11 protein-coding genes and 1 pseudogene are annotated in these 16130 nt (G+C 53.0%); all 12 read right to left on the reverse strand.

The genetic code is table 11. The features are described 5' to 3' along the window. Positions 1–42 precede the first annotated feature (42 nt). Positions 43–1704 (reverse strand): hypothetical protein, encoded by a 1662-nt coding sequence (locus tag ACYVHX_RS01205; protein ID WP_460669767.1) that lies wholly within the window; start codon positions 1702–1704, stop codon positions 43–45. After that, positions 1701–3977, reverse strand: a complete 2277-nt coding sequence (locus ACYVHX_RS01210) for a hypothetical protein (protein WP_460669768.1) — start codon at positions 3975–3977, stop codon at positions 1701–1703. The genes ACYVHX_RS01205 and ACYVHX_RS01210 overlap by 4 nt, the downstream gene beginning before the upstream one ends. Next, a complete protein-coding gene (locus tag ACYVHX_RS01215) occupies positions 3974–4909 on the reverse strand; it encodes a BatA domain-containing protein (RefSeq protein ID WP_460670421.1) in 936 nt (311 codons plus the stop codon). Before ACYVHX_RS01215 ends, ACYVHX_RS01210 begins: the two co-directional genes overlap by 4 nt. Positions 4910–4954: 45 nt before the next feature. After that, a pseudogene (locus ACYVHX_RS01220) lies at positions 4955–5167 on the reverse strand (BatA domain-containing protein); the annotation flags it as partial. Continuing rightward, positions 5167–6027 (reverse strand): DUF58 domain-containing protein, encoded by an 861-nt coding sequence (locus tag ACYVHX_RS01225; protein ID WP_460669769.1) that lies wholly within the window; start codon positions 6025–6027, stop codon positions 5167–5169. The gene ACYVHX_RS01225 and the pseudogene ACYVHX_RS01220, both read right to left, overlap by 1 nt. A gap of 98 nt (positions 6028–6125) precedes the next feature. Beyond that, positions 6126–7103, reverse strand: coding sequence for an AAA family ATPase (locus tag ACYVHX_RS01230; protein WP_460669770.1), 978 nt, complete (start codon positions 7101–7103; stop codon positions 6126–6128). A 3-nt stretch (positions 7104–7106) separates the two neighbouring features. Next, positions 7107–7724, reverse strand: coding sequence for a DUF4159 domain-containing protein (locus ACYVHX_RS01235; protein WP_460669771.1), 618 nt, complete (start codon positions 7722–7724; stop codon positions 7107–7109). 115 nt (positions 7725–7839) lie between these two features. Further along, complete coding sequence (locus ACYVHX_RS01240) at positions 7840–9177, reverse strand: TldD/PmbA family protein (RefSeq protein WP_460669772.1); 1338 nt, start codon at positions 9175–9177, stop codon at positions 7840–7842. 137 nt (positions 9178–9314) lie between these two features. Next, positions 9315–10955 (reverse strand): TldD/PmbA family protein, encoded by a 1641-nt coding sequence (locus tag ACYVHX_RS01245; protein ID WP_460669773.1) that lies wholly within the window; start codon positions 10953–10955, stop codon positions 9315–9317. Between the two features lie 214 nt (positions 10956–11169). Next, positions 11170–12519, reverse strand: a complete 1350-nt coding sequence (locus ACYVHX_RS01250) for a TldD/PmbA family protein (protein WP_460669774.1) — start codon at positions 12517–12519, stop codon at positions 11170–11172. Positions 12520–12618: 99 nt separating this feature from the next. After that, the gene (locus tag ACYVHX_RS01255) at positions 12619–14262 is read right to left on the reverse strand and encodes a TldD/PmbA family protein (protein WP_460669775.1); all 1644 of its coding nucleotides are present in this window, start codon (positions 14260–14262) and stop codon (positions 12619–12621) included. Between the two features lie 370 nt (positions 14263–14632). Beyond that, positions 14633–15901, reverse strand: a complete 1269-nt coding sequence (locus ACYVHX_RS01260; protein ID WP_460669776.1) for an SGNH/GDSL hydrolase family protein — start codon at positions 15899–15901, stop codon at positions 14633–14635. Positions 15902–16130 lie beyond the last annotated feature (229 nt).

Here is a 16130-nt window from a genome sequence, read left to right on the forward strand (position 1 = left end):
AAGACCAAAATTGTTGCAAAGCTACTGGAATTTTACAACAGGTCAAATGCTAAATTTAGGCTCGACCCAAAGCGCGGTCAAACTACCCAGGATGAGCAGCAGCCAGATCCAGTCCGGAATTTTGGCGGGCTGGGCGGGTTGCGCCCCGGTTTTTGTCCCGGTTACCGAACGGGCGCGCAGGTACCTGCTGATTAACTGGTTTCCGTAACCCGCCTGCTGATCACTGACGTAAAGGGCCAGCGAATCCTGAAACGGCTGCCAGCCGGCCCGGCCGAACGCGTAGGTTGCCTCCGCCGACAAACCGTTGATGGCCGAATACGTCAGGTTGACGCTTTCTTTCCCAATCCGAACCGCAACGGGCCTGGAAGACAGGTTGTTGAACCGGATGGCGGATCGGATTCCCGGAAAAACCGGGGCGTCCAGGTGGATGTTGTCGTTAAAAACCGGCTGTAACTGAGAGAGAATAGACGTCCAGACCCGGTCATACCCCAGGCTGTCTCCGCCCAGTTTCAACGGAAACGTTTCGCTCACCAGACTCAACCCGATCTTGGCGGTCGTTTTCTGAACGGCAACCGGATACCCTTTGACCCGAAACTGATTGCCCGCGTCCCTGAACTGGTACGGCAGCCCCTGAATACCGGTTCCGAGCGAAACCGTGGCTTCGTTGGAAATTTTCTTCACGCTCCAGGTCGTCCCCACCGCCTGATTAATGGCTTTTGCCACCAGTTCCGGCTCCTGAACGTTCATGAACAAAACCGGCTTTCCCTGCGTAATGGCTTTTTTAACCAGCGGATTCGCGGCATTTTCCGGACTGGTAATGAGCACATCCGGTGCCTTTGCCCGGTTGATGTTCACCTGATTCCGGATGTCTTTGGCGATCGTTGAAAGCAACTCCACCGAATACCCTTTTTTTCCCAGCCAGTCGGCCAGCGTTTTACTTTCAAAATCTGGGCTATCCAGAATAAATTGATAGGAAATCGGCGCCGGTTTCCGGGCAAAAAAGCGAATGGTATCCAGCGGTTTTTGGTTCAGCACTAGCTCGACGGCCGTTCGGCCCTGCGAAAAAACCGGAAACTCAAGCCGAAAGGTGTTCGGTCCGACCGGCAGCTCCAGGCTATCCAGGGTCTGATTGCCAAAGCGAGCCTTAATCACCTGTTTCTCGCCTAATTGGATGCGACCACTGATCGTTTGTAACTCCCCCTGGCGGATAATTCCCTGCCACCGAAGCTGCTGGAGCTGGCCCTCCGGCGCATACGGAATCCAGCTCAACGTTTGCCGACTCAACTGTCCCAGCATATCCGGCGTAAAGTCAGAGCCCACCAGCGTCACGGCGTCCACGGTTCCGTCGGCCAGTTGGGTGCGAAAAACCGGTGTTTTAAAATCGCTCACCCGGGCGGTTTCCGCTATTTTCAGACTGTCTTGCAGGCGGTTTACGTACGCATCCGGCACACTGGAGTCCGCCAGGATAAGGGATTGATTATCACCCTTCCGAACCCAGCTTATTTCCAGAAAATAACCGACCAGAATCAGCCATAGCAGACTATTTAAACCCAGCCGAACCCCTTTTCTTTGTGCCGTCAAGGCCTGATTTTTAACAACCAGCCAAATCTGGATCAGCAGGAGTATCGCTAACACGACCGCGATGATCCAGTCAAGCAGTTCGGACGAATTAAAAGAAAGCGTAATGCGATCAAATCCACTCATTTTAAATGACGCCAATAGGATTGCTCCAGTTTTCGTTCACTGGCATACGACCCGGTTTTGAGTTGCCGGTTATTGCGGGATGCCGCTTCGGTCAGCGCGTATAATTTTGTTTTTAACTCCTGTTTTTCTTTTGGGGAAAGGGCCTTCCCCGACCCTAGTTTCTGCAAACCCGTAATGACCGACCAGTTGGCTAATCGACTATTGATAATTTCGTTGGTGAGCGATGAACCAAGGGTTTGAACAACAATTCGCTGGCGGGAATCTAAGGTTTTTAATTCGAGAAAACCCAGCACCTTACCCACGGCCTCTTCCCGCTGAAACGAGTCATCTATTCGCGTTTGTTTAAAAGCAGTATTGACCTTTTTCAACTCACCGGTCAGCCGGGTTTCCTTCTCTTTGATGGGTGGCGGATCATAGCCGCTTTTCTTCACAAACGTCCGCGCTTTGTGCTGCGCGGCTTTCAAATAAATCAAGGCTTTATTTTCAAAAGGCAGGGCTTTTTCCGGTTCGTATAACCGCAGATGAAGCTCGGATTGCCACATTTGCTCCAGCGCCATTTTCAACAAACTGCGCGTCGATTGTTCGTAAAAAGTGTTGGCTTCCCCGTCGTCGTGCGCGTGAATATACTGCTCCATTAAAGCCGCAACCGGATCTTTATTTTCGTTCGCCGAAGCCTTTGTTTCGTGATCGTGTCCGTGCGGATCGGGAGCGGGAACTTCCTTTTTTTGCGATTCCTCCGCTTTTTCAATCATCTTGAACGCAAACGATTTCGGGGCATCCTTTTCCGCTTCCGTATCGTGCTTGTGAATAAAACCTTCCAGCACATTTCCGTCCGGCGCTAAATCATGCCCGCCAATCGAATTTTCAAACTCTTCGCCCAGGTACTGACCATACCGCAACCGCAGCACTTTCTGGTCAAAGCCAATTTCGTTGGACGTGCTTTTAAACGCTTTTGCCGGTAATTTTTTCCGTCTGGCAATCAGCTTTTCGGTATCGATAATAATCTGCCGCTGACTCCGGAAATACTCCGGCATAATATTGACCGCCATCGTCGCCAGCTCGGCTTCTTCTACCCGGGCCGTATCTTTGTAGACGACAAAATACGTGTCTGACTTCGCAAAATTGGCTTCCGGTTTTTTGTTATCAATAGCGGCCCAGTAATAATAAAGCTCGTCGCCGGGTGCAAAATGGAGGGCTTTCAAATCAATGATTTTGCTCAGCCGCGCATCTTTGAAGTTGGTTTGCGGCAACGGAAACTTCAGCTCACGAAACTTTACATTCTCGCCCGAACCACGCGCTAGGGTGGCGACGATAAACGTCTGCTGTACTTTAAAATCGTCCGATATCCGGGCCGAAATCCGCAAGTTTTTATCATCTTTCAGAAAATGGAACCGGTATACTTCTTTAGAATCCGGCTGGATTTTCGGGGCCAGATCGGCCTGCGCTTCCAGGCGATAAAAGTCAGACTGGTAAACCAGCGAATCTTTGCCGGTTGACCATTTCCAGTACGCTTTCACCGCATAAACACCGGAGCTAACCAGCCGGTCCTGGCGCTCAAAAAAACCGCCTGTTTTAGTAAAAGCCAGTTCCTCTCCCCGACTATTGACCAAAAAAACCGCCAGCTGCTTGTGTTCACTGAACTTCACCCGCCATTTTAACTGGGACCCACTGACGGCCACTGCGTTCAGATCCGGTCCTTCTTTTGTCGGCAAATCCGTATAAGCCGGCGGTTTTACCTGCAACGAGGCTGACTGAAAAACCGGGGCAACGGGTTGGTTATTTTCACCCATCGCGGGAAGGGAGTGGGCACGTTTTTTCGGATCATTCGGGATCGGTTGCAGCCGGGGATACCCGTAATAAATCAGCCCTAAAAACAAGATTGGTAAACTGTATAAGCCGGTTTTTGAAAAGACAAGCGAAATAACTTGTTTCGCCGGCATCGGAACGACTTGAATGCGTTCGTTTAACCGGGCGACCTGAAGCTGTTCGGCAATGTTTAATTCCGTTTTATCCAGTAGGGGTAAACTGTATTCAGCGTCACCAACCGTGCGGTGAAAAATAGCAATCGCCTGCTGTTTTTTGTTGTCAAAAAGCCGGGATAGCCAGGCTCCCAAACCGAAGCCAAGCAAGCCCGAAAAAACCGCTATCGGCAGCGAAAAACCGGCGATTCGTGCGCCAAAACCAAGTGCAATTGCCAGCAACAAACTCTTCAGCAGGGCGTTGGCAACCAACTGGTATCGAATGACCGATAAAGTGCGCTTCAGTTCGTTCATGCGTTTCTCTTCAATGCCATCCAGCGTTCTGCACCAATCACTAAAACAAACGCCAGCAGCAATCCTTTCCGGCTTGGTTCCGACGGCTTCGACTCGGGCTGGGCGGTGGTTATAAACACGGTTTTAAGCTCTTCCGGGCTCAGCGGAAATGAGCCTGATTTAAGATTAAAATGCCGAACAAAAAGCTCTCCCAACCATTCCGGTAGTTGCCCGGTCCGGGCCATTTCGGTCGTCTGAATACTAAATTTATCGCCCGCATAAATTACATTGCCAGTCGTCGGTACCTGCAACTTTTGCGTAATAACGTAGAGGGTTTGCGGAAACCGTTTGTCTATTTCCCCATCCGTTAAAATCCAATCAACGCGCTGAGTGGGTTTTCCGTCGGTACGAATTTCCAAATCGAGCGCATACACTTCCGAAAATGCACGGAGAGCGGCTAAAACCGTCTGCTGCTCCGCCTTATCTCGAAAGGTAACCCAGGCTTTTATACGACCCGAATGAACCGGAACCGGCTGGAGCCCTTTATCAGACACGACCACAGGCCGATTCACCAGCTTATTCGAAGGATCAATGAATACGTTTTTCGCTTCTGAAACTGCGATATACTTTCCTGGTTCCCGGCGGATTGAATCAACGATGGTGTGCAATTGATACGTAGCCGGAACGCGAATAAACGGTGCCTCGGCTAAGCGTTGATCGTTCAGTAAATACAGGTGAAGCTCGGTATTTTTATTTAAAAAGGCGTTGATTGACGCTTGCAATAAAACCGAATTAAATTGTTTCTGACTGGCCCGTTGAACCAGATTATTAAGTGGTTCCGGCACGGCCTTAATCCAGTAAACCGCTTCGCCTTTCTTCAGCGCTTCGGTCAGTTCAAACCGGAAATTATCAGCAACAAATTGATCCGGCTGAACCAAGTGAATTTTCTGCACCTTGGACGATCCTGACAACTCTTTGATCCGCAGCTGACTCAGCAAAACCGCGAGTAAAATCACCAGCAGACACCGCAGAATCAAGACCAGCAAATTGTCGAGCCGGATGCCCCGCTGTAGCTGCTGATCGTTCTCCTGCAACCAGCGCATGGCCGCCCACGCCCATTCCTGGCCCTTTTTCTGATGCCAGAAATGAATGATCACCGGGATGATTACCGCCCCGATTCCCCACAGCATGGATGGTTGCAACAACTCCATTATACGCGTCTTCTGGTCAGAAAATTCTTCAGGACTCCGGCAACCGGTTCGCTGAGCGATACCCGAATTAAATGTACGTGCGGAAGCCGTAATTCATCCTCCAGTTTTTTAAGGTAGTCCGCAACCGATTGACGAAATGTTTCCTGAATTGCTTCGGCCCGGACTTCCCTATCTTTACCCGTTTCCAGGTCTTTAAAACGGTAAAAACCGCTCAGGTTAAAATTCAATTCCTGCTCTCCCAGCACTTGAAAAATGACGATTTCCCGGCGCGGGCTGGCAACACTTTTAATAAGAGTCAGCCATTCGTCTTCCACTTGCAGGAAGTCGGAAACCATGATCAAGAGCTCTTTTTGTCTCTGGTGAAACTCGGGAAACCGCGCCTGGGTTGGCAACCACGGTCCGGCGGCTTCGGCTTTTTGCAGGGCAAACAAGATCCGTTGAAAAACCTGTTTACCAGACAGAACCAAAGTCTGCAAATAACCCTTTTGCAAGCCATACAAACTCATCTGATCGTTCTGCCGGTACCCCAGATAAGCCAGTGAGGCCAGGAGGATTTTTGCGTAATCCAACCGGCTCACGCTCTGTTCGCTGTAGTTCATGGAGCCGGATAAATCCAGCAAAAACCGGACTTGCAGGTTGCTTTCCGTCGCCGATTCGCGCACCAGATGTTTCTCCGTCCGGGCAAACAGTTTCCAGTCAATGCGCCGGGGATCGTCGCCGGATTCGTAATGCCGGTATTGCTCGAACTCGGTCCCCATGCCCGACCGTTTACTGGCGTGGATTCCCAGCAAGACCTCCTCACTCACCAGTTTCCCGGCGAGTTGCAGGTTGTTGAGTTTGATGAGATCCGTGGCTAGCATAGAGAAGCATTGTTTCGCGGAGTTCAGCGGAGTGAAAAAGAGTTAAGCGGAGTTCTTATAATAATGTTCGTCTAACTCTTTCACACTCCGTGCAACCGCTATTTTTTCAATAATTCACCAATTACCTGATCCGTTGTCACGTTTTCGGCTTCGGCGCGGAAATTCAGGGCGATGCGGTGGCGCAGGATCGGATACGCCAGCGTCTGAATATCTTCCGGAATCACCGAAAACCGCTCGTGCAAAACCGCCCGGGCTTTGGAACACAGCACCAGCGCCTGCCCGGCCCGGGGGCCCGCGCCCCAATCGCACCACTGTTTTACAAACGCCGACGAGCTACTTTCGGGTCGCGTCGCGCGAACCAGTTTATTGATGGACCCGATCAGTTCGTCGCTGATGTGCACCTGCCGCGTCAGGGTCTGCAAATCCGTGATTTCCTGATCGCTCAGAACGGTTTTCAATTCCGGACGGGCGGTTCCCGTCGTGCTTTTCAGCACGTTGAGTTCTTCCTGCTCAGTCGGGTAGCTGAGCCTGATGAACAGCAAAAACCGGTCGAGCTGCGCTTCCGGCAACGGATAGGTTCCGGCCTGCTCAATGGGATTTTGCGTGGCAATGATCAGAAAAGGCCGGGGCAGTTCGTAGTCGGTGCCGGCATACGTCACCTTGTATTCCTGCATGGCTTCCAGCAAAGCGGCCTGGGTTTTAGGCGGAGTCCGGTTGATTTCGTCGGCCAGCACCACGTTGGCAAAGATCGGCCCCCGGTTGAACTTGAAAAATTTCCGGCCCGTCTGGTGATCTTCTTCCAGAATTTCCGTACCGACAATATCGCCCGGCATCAAATCCGGTGTAAACTGAATCCGTTTGAAGTTCATTTCCAGCGCATCGGCCATGGTCTTCACCATCAGCGTTTTGGCCAGCCCCGGCACCCCTTCCAGCAGGCAATGCCCGCCCGCCAGCAGGGCAATCAAAATTTCATCAATGGCTTTGTGCTGTCCGACAATCACTTTCCCAATCTCTTTCTTCAGGCGCGGAAGCTTGGCTACGAGTGTTTTATAGTGCGTCAGTTCGTTGGTTTCCAATCGTCAGGCGGTTAATGCGTAGGTAACAATATTGACCCCGAATTTGGTGTTATCTTCGGCCAGAAAGCGTTTGTTGCGAAAGTCGTAATCCCATTCGCAACCGTAATCCTTATTGCTGTAGAGAACGCCGATGCGTCCGTTGATCGAGATGGCTTTGAGGTAATCGTGGACCAGGTCATCGCCCCAGCCGTTCAGTTCGAAGGTTGTGGTGGGCGGGCCTTCGTCAAAGGTAAAAAAGCTGTGGTAAATCGGGTGCGTATTCGGAATTTTCCGCAACGCTTTCGGGCTAAACGTCCGGACCATTTCCTGCTCGAACGACTTGGCAAACAGACCGTCGATGTCGTGGTTGCAATCGTCCACGAACACAAAACCGCCATTCTGCACGTAGCGCCTGAAATGGTCCCGCTCCTGCGCCGAAAACTCAACCAGTTTGTGGCCGCTCAGGTAGCAAAACGGGCTTTTAAAGATTTCGTTGCTCGTCAGTTGCACCACTTTTTCCTTTTCATCGACCGGAATGGTGGTGTACTCAACCAGTGAATGCAGCAGATTGGAGGGCATTCGCTGGTCCGTATCCCAATCGCCGGAGGTATACTGGATGCGCGTGAAAAAGAATGGTTTCAAAATGCGATGATGAAGTTAAAAAGTTGTTTCGCGGAGTTAAGCAGAGCGAATCAGAGGTCAGCAGAGGCTCTGCTTTACTCCCTAAAACTCCGCTCAACTCCGCGAAATACGCTCTTTACACCGCGTCCGAAAGCGAGCTGAACGTAAATTCCCGGATTTTCATGGGTGGGATCAGGTAGTTGGCGTCCGATTCGGTGCTGACCACCCGCTCCGGTTTACCCAGGGATTCCAGGTTGTTGAGCATGATCACCGGGCTTTCGTTGAAGCGGAAGTTCTTAACCGGGTGCTTGATTTTGCCGTTTTCAATGTAAAACGTACCGTCGCGGGTCAGGCCGGTGAGCAGCAGCGTCTGCGGATCAACCGAGCGAATGTACCAGAGTTTGGTCACCAGAATCCCGCGCTGGGTGCTTTTGATCATGTCCTCAAGCGAGGCTGTTCCGCCCGCCATGATGACGTTGTTTGGAAAAGGCACGGCTTTGACGCCCTTCTTCTGCGCCCAAAACCGGGAATAAGCCATGTTTTTGACCACGCCTTTTTCAATCCAGTTGACTTTTTCCTGCGCCCGGCCATCACCCGACCACGGAGCGGCCGGTAAATCGGGATTGGTGGGATCCGAGTAAATCGTCACCCGCTCGTCGACAATCTTTTCGCCCAGCTTGGTTTTACCACCCGGTTTACTCAGAAACGACCGGCCTTCGTCGGCGCTGCGGGCGTCCATGCTGAAAAAGATGTTTTCGAGCAAAACCGCAGCCGCCGTCGGTTCCAGAATCACCGTGTATTTTCCCGGTTCGAGCGCCCTGGCGCCCACCGAACCCTGGCATTTCTGAACCGCAATTTTGGAAGCCGCAGCCGTGTCCAGTTTCGAAAAATCGCTGAAACCGCGAATCACGTAGCCCGACCCGGTGCCGTCGTCGGTCCGGACAGTCAGCGAAAAGTTTACATTGGTACTGGGGTAATAGGCAAACAGGCCTTTGGAATTCATCATGGCCGAATAGCCCCGGTTGTCTTCCAAAAAACCGGCCGCCGTCAGCTTCTGATTACCGGATGTTTCCAGGCTTTTGGCGACGGCTTCGGCCCGGGCCGCGGGCGTAATTTTCGCCGTTGCTTCAAAAAAACCGGTTGATTTCAGGTATTGCTGCGGTTCCAGCACGCCCATATATTCCGGGTTTTCGGGCGCCAGTTGCGCCAGTTCTTCCGACCGGCGAACTACTTTTTCCAGCGAAGCGTCGTCGAATTCGTCGATGGTCGCAACGCCCACTTTTTTGCCAAACGACGACTGAACCTGCAAATTCTGGTTCGTCATGGCGCCACTCGTCGAAACTTCATTGCGGGCGTAGCGGATATTGCCCCGCTCTCCGCCCGACAGATTCACCTCGCACTCGTCGGCTTTTGAATACTTGAGCACTTTCTGAAGCAAGGCTTTAGCGTCTGCTTCGGACAATAGAACTGCCATATTAGTACGGTTTTCGGTTCACGGTTTTGGGTTTACGGTTTTCGCCGGGCCGTCGCTACGGCTAGCTGACGCATTCTCAGCTAACGCATTAAAATCGGGCGCCAGCCAACCCTAGACCCAAAACCGTATCCTGTAAACTAGATTTTTCTTGCTGTATTAATCACATTCACACCGTTGAAACGGGCGGTGGAGCTGCCGTGCGACACTGCGCTGACCTGCATCGGCTGGCCCTTGCCATCAAAGAACGAACCGCCCAGACGGTAATCTTTCTCGTCGCAAATCTGCACGCAGGAGTTCCAGAATTCCTGCGTGTTCGACTGATAGGCCACATCTTTCAGCATACCCGCAATCTTCCCGTCCTTGATTTCGTAGAACAACTGCCCGCCAAACTGAAAGTTGTAGCGTTGCTGATCAATCGAGAACGAACCGTCGCCGATGATGTAAATGCCCTTTTTGACGTCTTTGATCATCTCTTCTACCGACAACGGCGTTTTACCGGCCGCCAGCGAGACGTTCGCCATGCGCTGAAACTGCACGGTGCCCCAGCTATCGGCGTAGCAACAGCCCTGCGATTCATTTTCGCCGAGGATGTGCACCTGATCGCGAATGGCCTGGTAATTCACCAGCGTACCATCCTTCACCAGATCCCATTTTTTACAGGCCACGCCCTCATCGTCCCACCCCACGGCGCCCAGCGAACCAACCTGCGTTTTGTCGGCAAAAAGATTGACCGGTTTGCTGCCGTAATTAAAGGTTTTGGTTTTCCACTTGTCCAGCGTGGCGAAGGACGTTCCGGCAAAATTGGCTTCGTAGCCCAGCACGCGGTCCAGTTCGAGCGGGTGACCCACCGACTCGTGGATCGTTAGCCAGAGGTGCGACGGGTCCAGCACCAGGTCGTATTTTCCGGCTTCGACCGACTTGGCCGTCAGCTTTTGTTTGGCCTGTTTGGCAGCCGCCGTGATGTCTTCCAGCATGTCGTAGCCCTTGTTGTAGCGGGTGGTAATGCCGGTTATTTTGTCGCCGGGATTGGTCTGTAAGTAATCGTATCCCATGCCCATTGGCGCGCTTAATTCGCCCCGGGTTTCAAACTTGCCGGTTTTCGGATCAATCGCCGTCACCTGAAACGTGGGCCAAATCCGGTGAATATCCTGGTCGATGTACGAACCATCCGTGGAAGCGAAATACTTCTGTTCGTTGACCATGAATAACACCGAGTTGACGTAATTGGCGCCGTTTTTCAGGGCCGCGTCGTTGGCCGACAGCAGCAGATCCACTTTTTCCTTGATCGGAACTTCAAACGCGTTTTTTTTGATGGGCGCTTTCCAGCTTACTTCCCCAAAGCCCTTTTGCGGAGCCAGTTGCACGGGTTGTTTCAGCAAGCGGGCGTTGGCTTTGGCAATGGCGACGGCTTCTTCGGCCGCTTTGGCCGTTTGGGCTTCATTTTTGGCGTCCACCACCGACGCAAATCCCCAGCAGCCATCGGCAATGACCCGCACGCCCACGCCGTAGGACTCGGTGTTGACAATGTTCTGCACCTTGTCTTCGCGGGTGGTTACAAACTGCTGCAAATACCGGCCAATCCGAACGTCGGTATAGGTGGCCCCTTTGGATTTGGCGGCATTCAGAGCCGCGTCGGCCAGCCGTTTTTTGACGGCCACGTCCACACCGGGTTCCAGCAACGCTTCCGGCGCGACGGAACGACCGAAAACCGAGCCACCGGGTAAAAGCAAGGCGCCGGCCCCCAAGCCGCTTAGTTGAATAAAATCTCGACGGTTCAAAGTCTGTCTGTTAATAAAGTGATACGGTAAAAAGGAAACGAAATCCGAAACCGTTTTCTGTAACGATTCGGCCAGAAAAGCAATTCATGTCTTTTGGCTTGCCTAAGATACAATCGATTAGCCGGTTTTCGATGGTCGATAAAAATGCGAAATAAGTGTCCGCTCACCTTCCCCCAATCTGGAGGATATTTAATGATACAGGCCGATCAGTTATTTACACCGCATCCGACAGCGAACTGAACGTAAAATCGCGGATCTTCATCGGCGGAATCAGAACGCCACCCGCCCGCACGGGTTTGCCCAAAGCCTCCACATTGTTGAGCATAATCACCGGACTTTCGTTGAACCGGAAATTTTTGACCGGATGCTTGATCTTCCCGTTTTCAATCAGAAACGTGCCGTCGCGGGTCAGGCCGGTATACAGCAGCGTTTGCGGATCGACGGCGCGGATGTACCAAAACCGGGTTACCAGAATGCCTTTTTGGGTACTTTTAATTAAATCGATCAGCGACTGATTTCCGCCCTGCATGATGAACCCGCTGGAGGGCGGCACCGCTTTGACGCCCGCTTTTTGCGCCCAATACCGGGAGTAGCTCATGTTTTTGATGATGCCGTTTTCGACCCACAGCGTTTTTTCCTGCGGTCGTCCATCGACTCCCCCACCGCCAAACCGGCCACCACCCCCGCCCACAAAAGGCGAACCCGGAATTTCGACATTCGCCGGATCGGAATAAATCGTGATGCGTTCGTCAAAGAACTTCTCGCCCAGCCGCGTTCCGCCCCCTTTGCGGCTCAGAAAACTCCGGCCTTCTTCGGCATTCCGGGCGTCCAGGCTATTCATCATCAGGCCAATGAGGTCACCGGCTGCCGTTGGCTCCAGAATCACCGTGTATTTCCCCGGTTCCAGGGCTTTGGCGTTGACCGAAGCCAGCGCCTTCTGCATGGCGATTTCCGTCGCTTCTTTCGTACTCAGTTTCGACACATCGTTCACATCCCGGGCTGCGTAACCCGATCCGGTGCCATCGGCCGTTCGGGTGGTTACCGAAAAATCGACGGATGTAAACGGATTGTACCCAAACAAGCCTTTGTTGTTTGCAATGGCCGAAAAACCGGTGGTATCTTCCATGTAACCGGCAGCCGTCAGGTTCTTTTTGCTGCACGGTTCAATGCTGTCAAAAGCCGCCTGTGCGCGAAATTCCGGATTGATTTTGGCCGTACTCCCGGCGTAGGACGCGGTTTCAATGTATTTCTGCGGCCCGAGCATTGGCACGTACTCCGGGTTTTCGGGGGCCAACCGGGCAATCTCCTCCGCCCGCCGGACGGTTTTTTCCAGCGATTGATCGTCAAATTCGTTGATGGTCGCCGAGCCTACTTTTTTGCCAAACACGGCGGTGACCGCCAGCGCCAGGTTGTCGGTTTCGCCACTCGTCGAGACGGTATTGCGGGCATAGCGGATGTTACCGGTCCGGTTTCCGCTCAGACTCACGCTCGTTTCGTCCGCCTTGGAATACCCCAGCACTTTATCCAGTATTTTTTTTGCTTCTTCTTTCGTTAGGATCGCCATTATCTTTAAAGTTTACGGTTTACGGTTTGGGGTTTACGGTTAGCTGACTCCTGCATCTTCTCGCGTCAACTTCCGAAAACTGAAAACCGCAGACCGATGTCAAATCTTCCGACCGGTATTGATGACATTGACGCCGTTGAAGCGCGTGGTGGGGCACCCGTGCGAGACGGCGCTGATCTGCGAAGGTTGTCCTTTGCCGTCGAAGAACGAACCAAATGTCCGGTAATCGTCTTTGTCGCAAAGCTGCGCGCAGGAATTCCAGAACTCCTGCGTGTTCGACTGGTACGCCACGTCGTCGAGCATACCGGCAAGCTGCCCATTTTTGATTTCGTAAAATACCTGCCCGCCGAACTGGAAGTTGTACCGCTGCTGATCAATCGAATACGAACCCCGCCCCAGAATGTAGATGCCTTTGTCCACGCCCTTGATCATGTCGGACACCGAACGTTTTTCGGTGCTCGGTTTGAGCGACACGTTCGGCATCCGCTGAAACTGGATCGAATCCCAGTTGTCGGCGTAGCAACAGCCGTTCGATTCGGTGCCGCCCAGTATTTTAACCTGATCGCGGATGGCCTGATAATTCACCAGAATACCGTCTTTAATTAAATTCCATTCCTTCGCCGGAACGCCTTCGTCGTCGTAGCCCACGGTTCCGAGCGTATAGGGCTGCGTTTTATCGGCCACAATGTTGACGAGCTTGCTGCCGTAGTTGAAGGTTTTGGTTTTCCACTTGTCCAGCGTGGCAAAACTGGTGCCGGCATAATTGGCTTCGTAGCCCAGTACACGATCCAGTTCTGTGGCGTGTCCGACCGATTCGTGAATGGTCAGCCCGAGGTGATTGGGGTCCAGCACCAGGTCGTATTTCCCGGGCGGAATCGACCTGGCCGTTAGCTTTTCCTTCGCCTGTTGGGCCGCGACGGTGGCATCCTCCACCATGTCGTAGGAATTCCGGTAGCTGATCAGGCCGTTCGGACCGGCGATTTTATCCGTCGCCGAGCCGTCCAGGTATTCGTAGCCCATGCCCATCGGTGAGCTGAGCGCATCGCGGGTTTTGAACTTTCCGGCCTGGCGATCCACGGCGGTTACCGTAAACGTCGGCCAGATGCGGTGAATGTCCTGATCGATGTACGAGCCATCCGTGGAAGCAAAGTACTTTTGTTCGTTGATAAAGAACAGGTTGGACGTTACAAAACCGGCTCCGTTTTTCAGCGCGGCATCGTTTACCTTTAACAACAAATCGATTTTTTCCTGCACCGGCACCTCAAAGGCATTTTTCTTCAGGGGCGTTTTCCAGCTCACCTCGCCAACTCCCTTTTGCGGAGCCAGATCGACGGGTTCTTTCTGGATTTTGGCGTTGGCTTTGGCGATGGCCACGGCGGTTTCGGCGCATTTGGCAATGGCTTCGGGCCGTACGTCGCTGGTGGCCGAAAAGCCCCAGGTACCGTTGGCAATCACCCGAATGCCCACGCCGTACGACTCCGCGTTGGTGATGTTCTGCACCTTCAATTCCCGCGTAAACAGAAACTGCTGCAAATACCGCCCGATCCGTACATCGGCGTAGGTCGCGCCTTTACTTTTGGCCGCATTCAGGCCAACGTCGGCCAGCGTTTTCTTCAGGGCGGCATCGGCACGGGTCTCCAGAAGTTGGGCTAGCGGAACGGAGTTGCCTAAAACCGGGATCGAACTGCCCATCAGAGCGCCCATTCCCAGGCCAGAGAGTTGGATAAAATCCCGTCTTCTCATTGGTTTGTTGATGGAGTTAGTAAAGTCGAAAGTTAGAAAAGCCTGCGGATTTATCATGCGCATTCCGCTAAAAAGCACAATGCTATTGGCAAATTGCTACAATTTAAGCCTACGGAAAGGGTTAAAAATAGCTCAAAGGTCAAACAGTGGTCCGGTTTTAACCATGACGGCAATTTCCCATTTCAGCCTTCATCGGAGCGCCCCTCCTGCCCCAAACCTGCAAGGCTTGACTGTGAATAACCGTACGCCGTGCGGGGAAGCAGGCCGGGGAACTCGCCCCAGTAGCAAGGCGTCCAACCTCGCATCCCAGGATGCCCCGCACCCCAGTCAACCCGCCCGGGGTTGCCGGAGATAGTGGAAAAAATGGAGACTATTTTTCCAATTTCCCGATGACCAGGAGCTGGCTGGCATAGCCGGCATTTTCGGCATACCGGCGCGGGTCCGTGATCGTCTGGTTGCGTTTCTGGAGGATGGCGGCTTTGTCCAGCGGTTCGGGCGAAACCGTCAGGGTAATGGTGTGCGTCCGGTCGTCCAGCGTTGGCAGGAAGAAATAATGCGAACGGTAGTAGGTTGCGAAGCTGTCAAACCGGGGCTGCAACGCACCCGGCTGGCCGTCGATCGTCACGGCATACTGCCCGCATCCCGGGCCGATGACGTCGTAAAGGCCCGCGACGGTGCCTTTGAATTTCACCTGAATCGACGCGCCCGGCTGGTTTGATTTAATCAGGTACGGAAAGCGGTTTTTCAACTGCCGGGCCACGGTATCGGTGGTGGGCGTTAGCACCTGCCAGTCGCCCTGTCGGGGTAACGTTTGAACGGAAATCATCTGCGCATTCTCCCAATTGTCCGACACAAACGGCTTCGGAACGGCATGTGCACCGGGCTTTCCGGCGGTGGCGATTTGCGGCATTGCTGTGGTCAGGGCTTCCGTATACAGCCGGTGGCCGGTATCGGAATACGGGTGCGTTTTATCGGGGGCAAAAACCGTCTTATCCGGATGCTCCTCTTTTTTACCTCCCCAAACCAGCTTTCCCTGCCGATCCAACCGAATCACTTCCAGGCCCATATGCACCGACGGAATGCCGTAGTGACCGGCAATCTGTTCCATCGCCCGCACGGAATTGGGCATCCGGCGTTCCAGCATAACCGGGGCCATCGGAGCGTTCAGCGTGTAGACAAAGCAGATGTCGGTGCGCCGGTTTTTCCGCCAGATTTGCCGGACAATCCCTTCCATCGCCTTGTGAATCTTTTCCGGCTGCTGCCCGCTATCGTTGACGGCAAATTCGACGAATACCAGATCCGGTTTGTGCACCAGCACGTGTTGCTGCAACCGGAAAACCCCCAGATCGGAGCCGGTTCCGCCGATGGCCGCGTTGATGTGCGTCAGGCTGGCTTTCGGGTATTGCTGCTGAAACCACCGGAGCGATTGTTCCCGCCAGCCGTTGCCGGCTTCCGTAATGCTGCCCCCAAAATACGCGATGGAAACCGGCCCGCCCTTTTGCAGCTTCCCGAAGAAATTGGGCAACCCATTCCGCCCCAGAAACGCCCGGTTTTCGGACAAGCTATCGGTCTGCGCCTGAACAAAACCGGACAGGCCGGTCAGCGCAATCGAAAAAATAACAACGAAAATGAAACGCATACACAAAGGGATCTGGACAAAAAAGGTCATTCCGACGGTTTTTTACTCCGTAGAACACCCTTTTTACACCACCAGCCTATGATGAAATGGCCAATTGAGAGCCCGGATTTTGCTTCATGCCGGAATGGGCACTGGTTTCATACTCGAGGAGGTCATCTGCCGGATGTCGCCCCAGAACCAGAAAATGTTCATAATGAACCGGTTTGAAATACCAGCTGACTGCCCAGGA

The sequence above is a fragment of the Larkinella ripae genome (genome assembly GCF_054780775.1).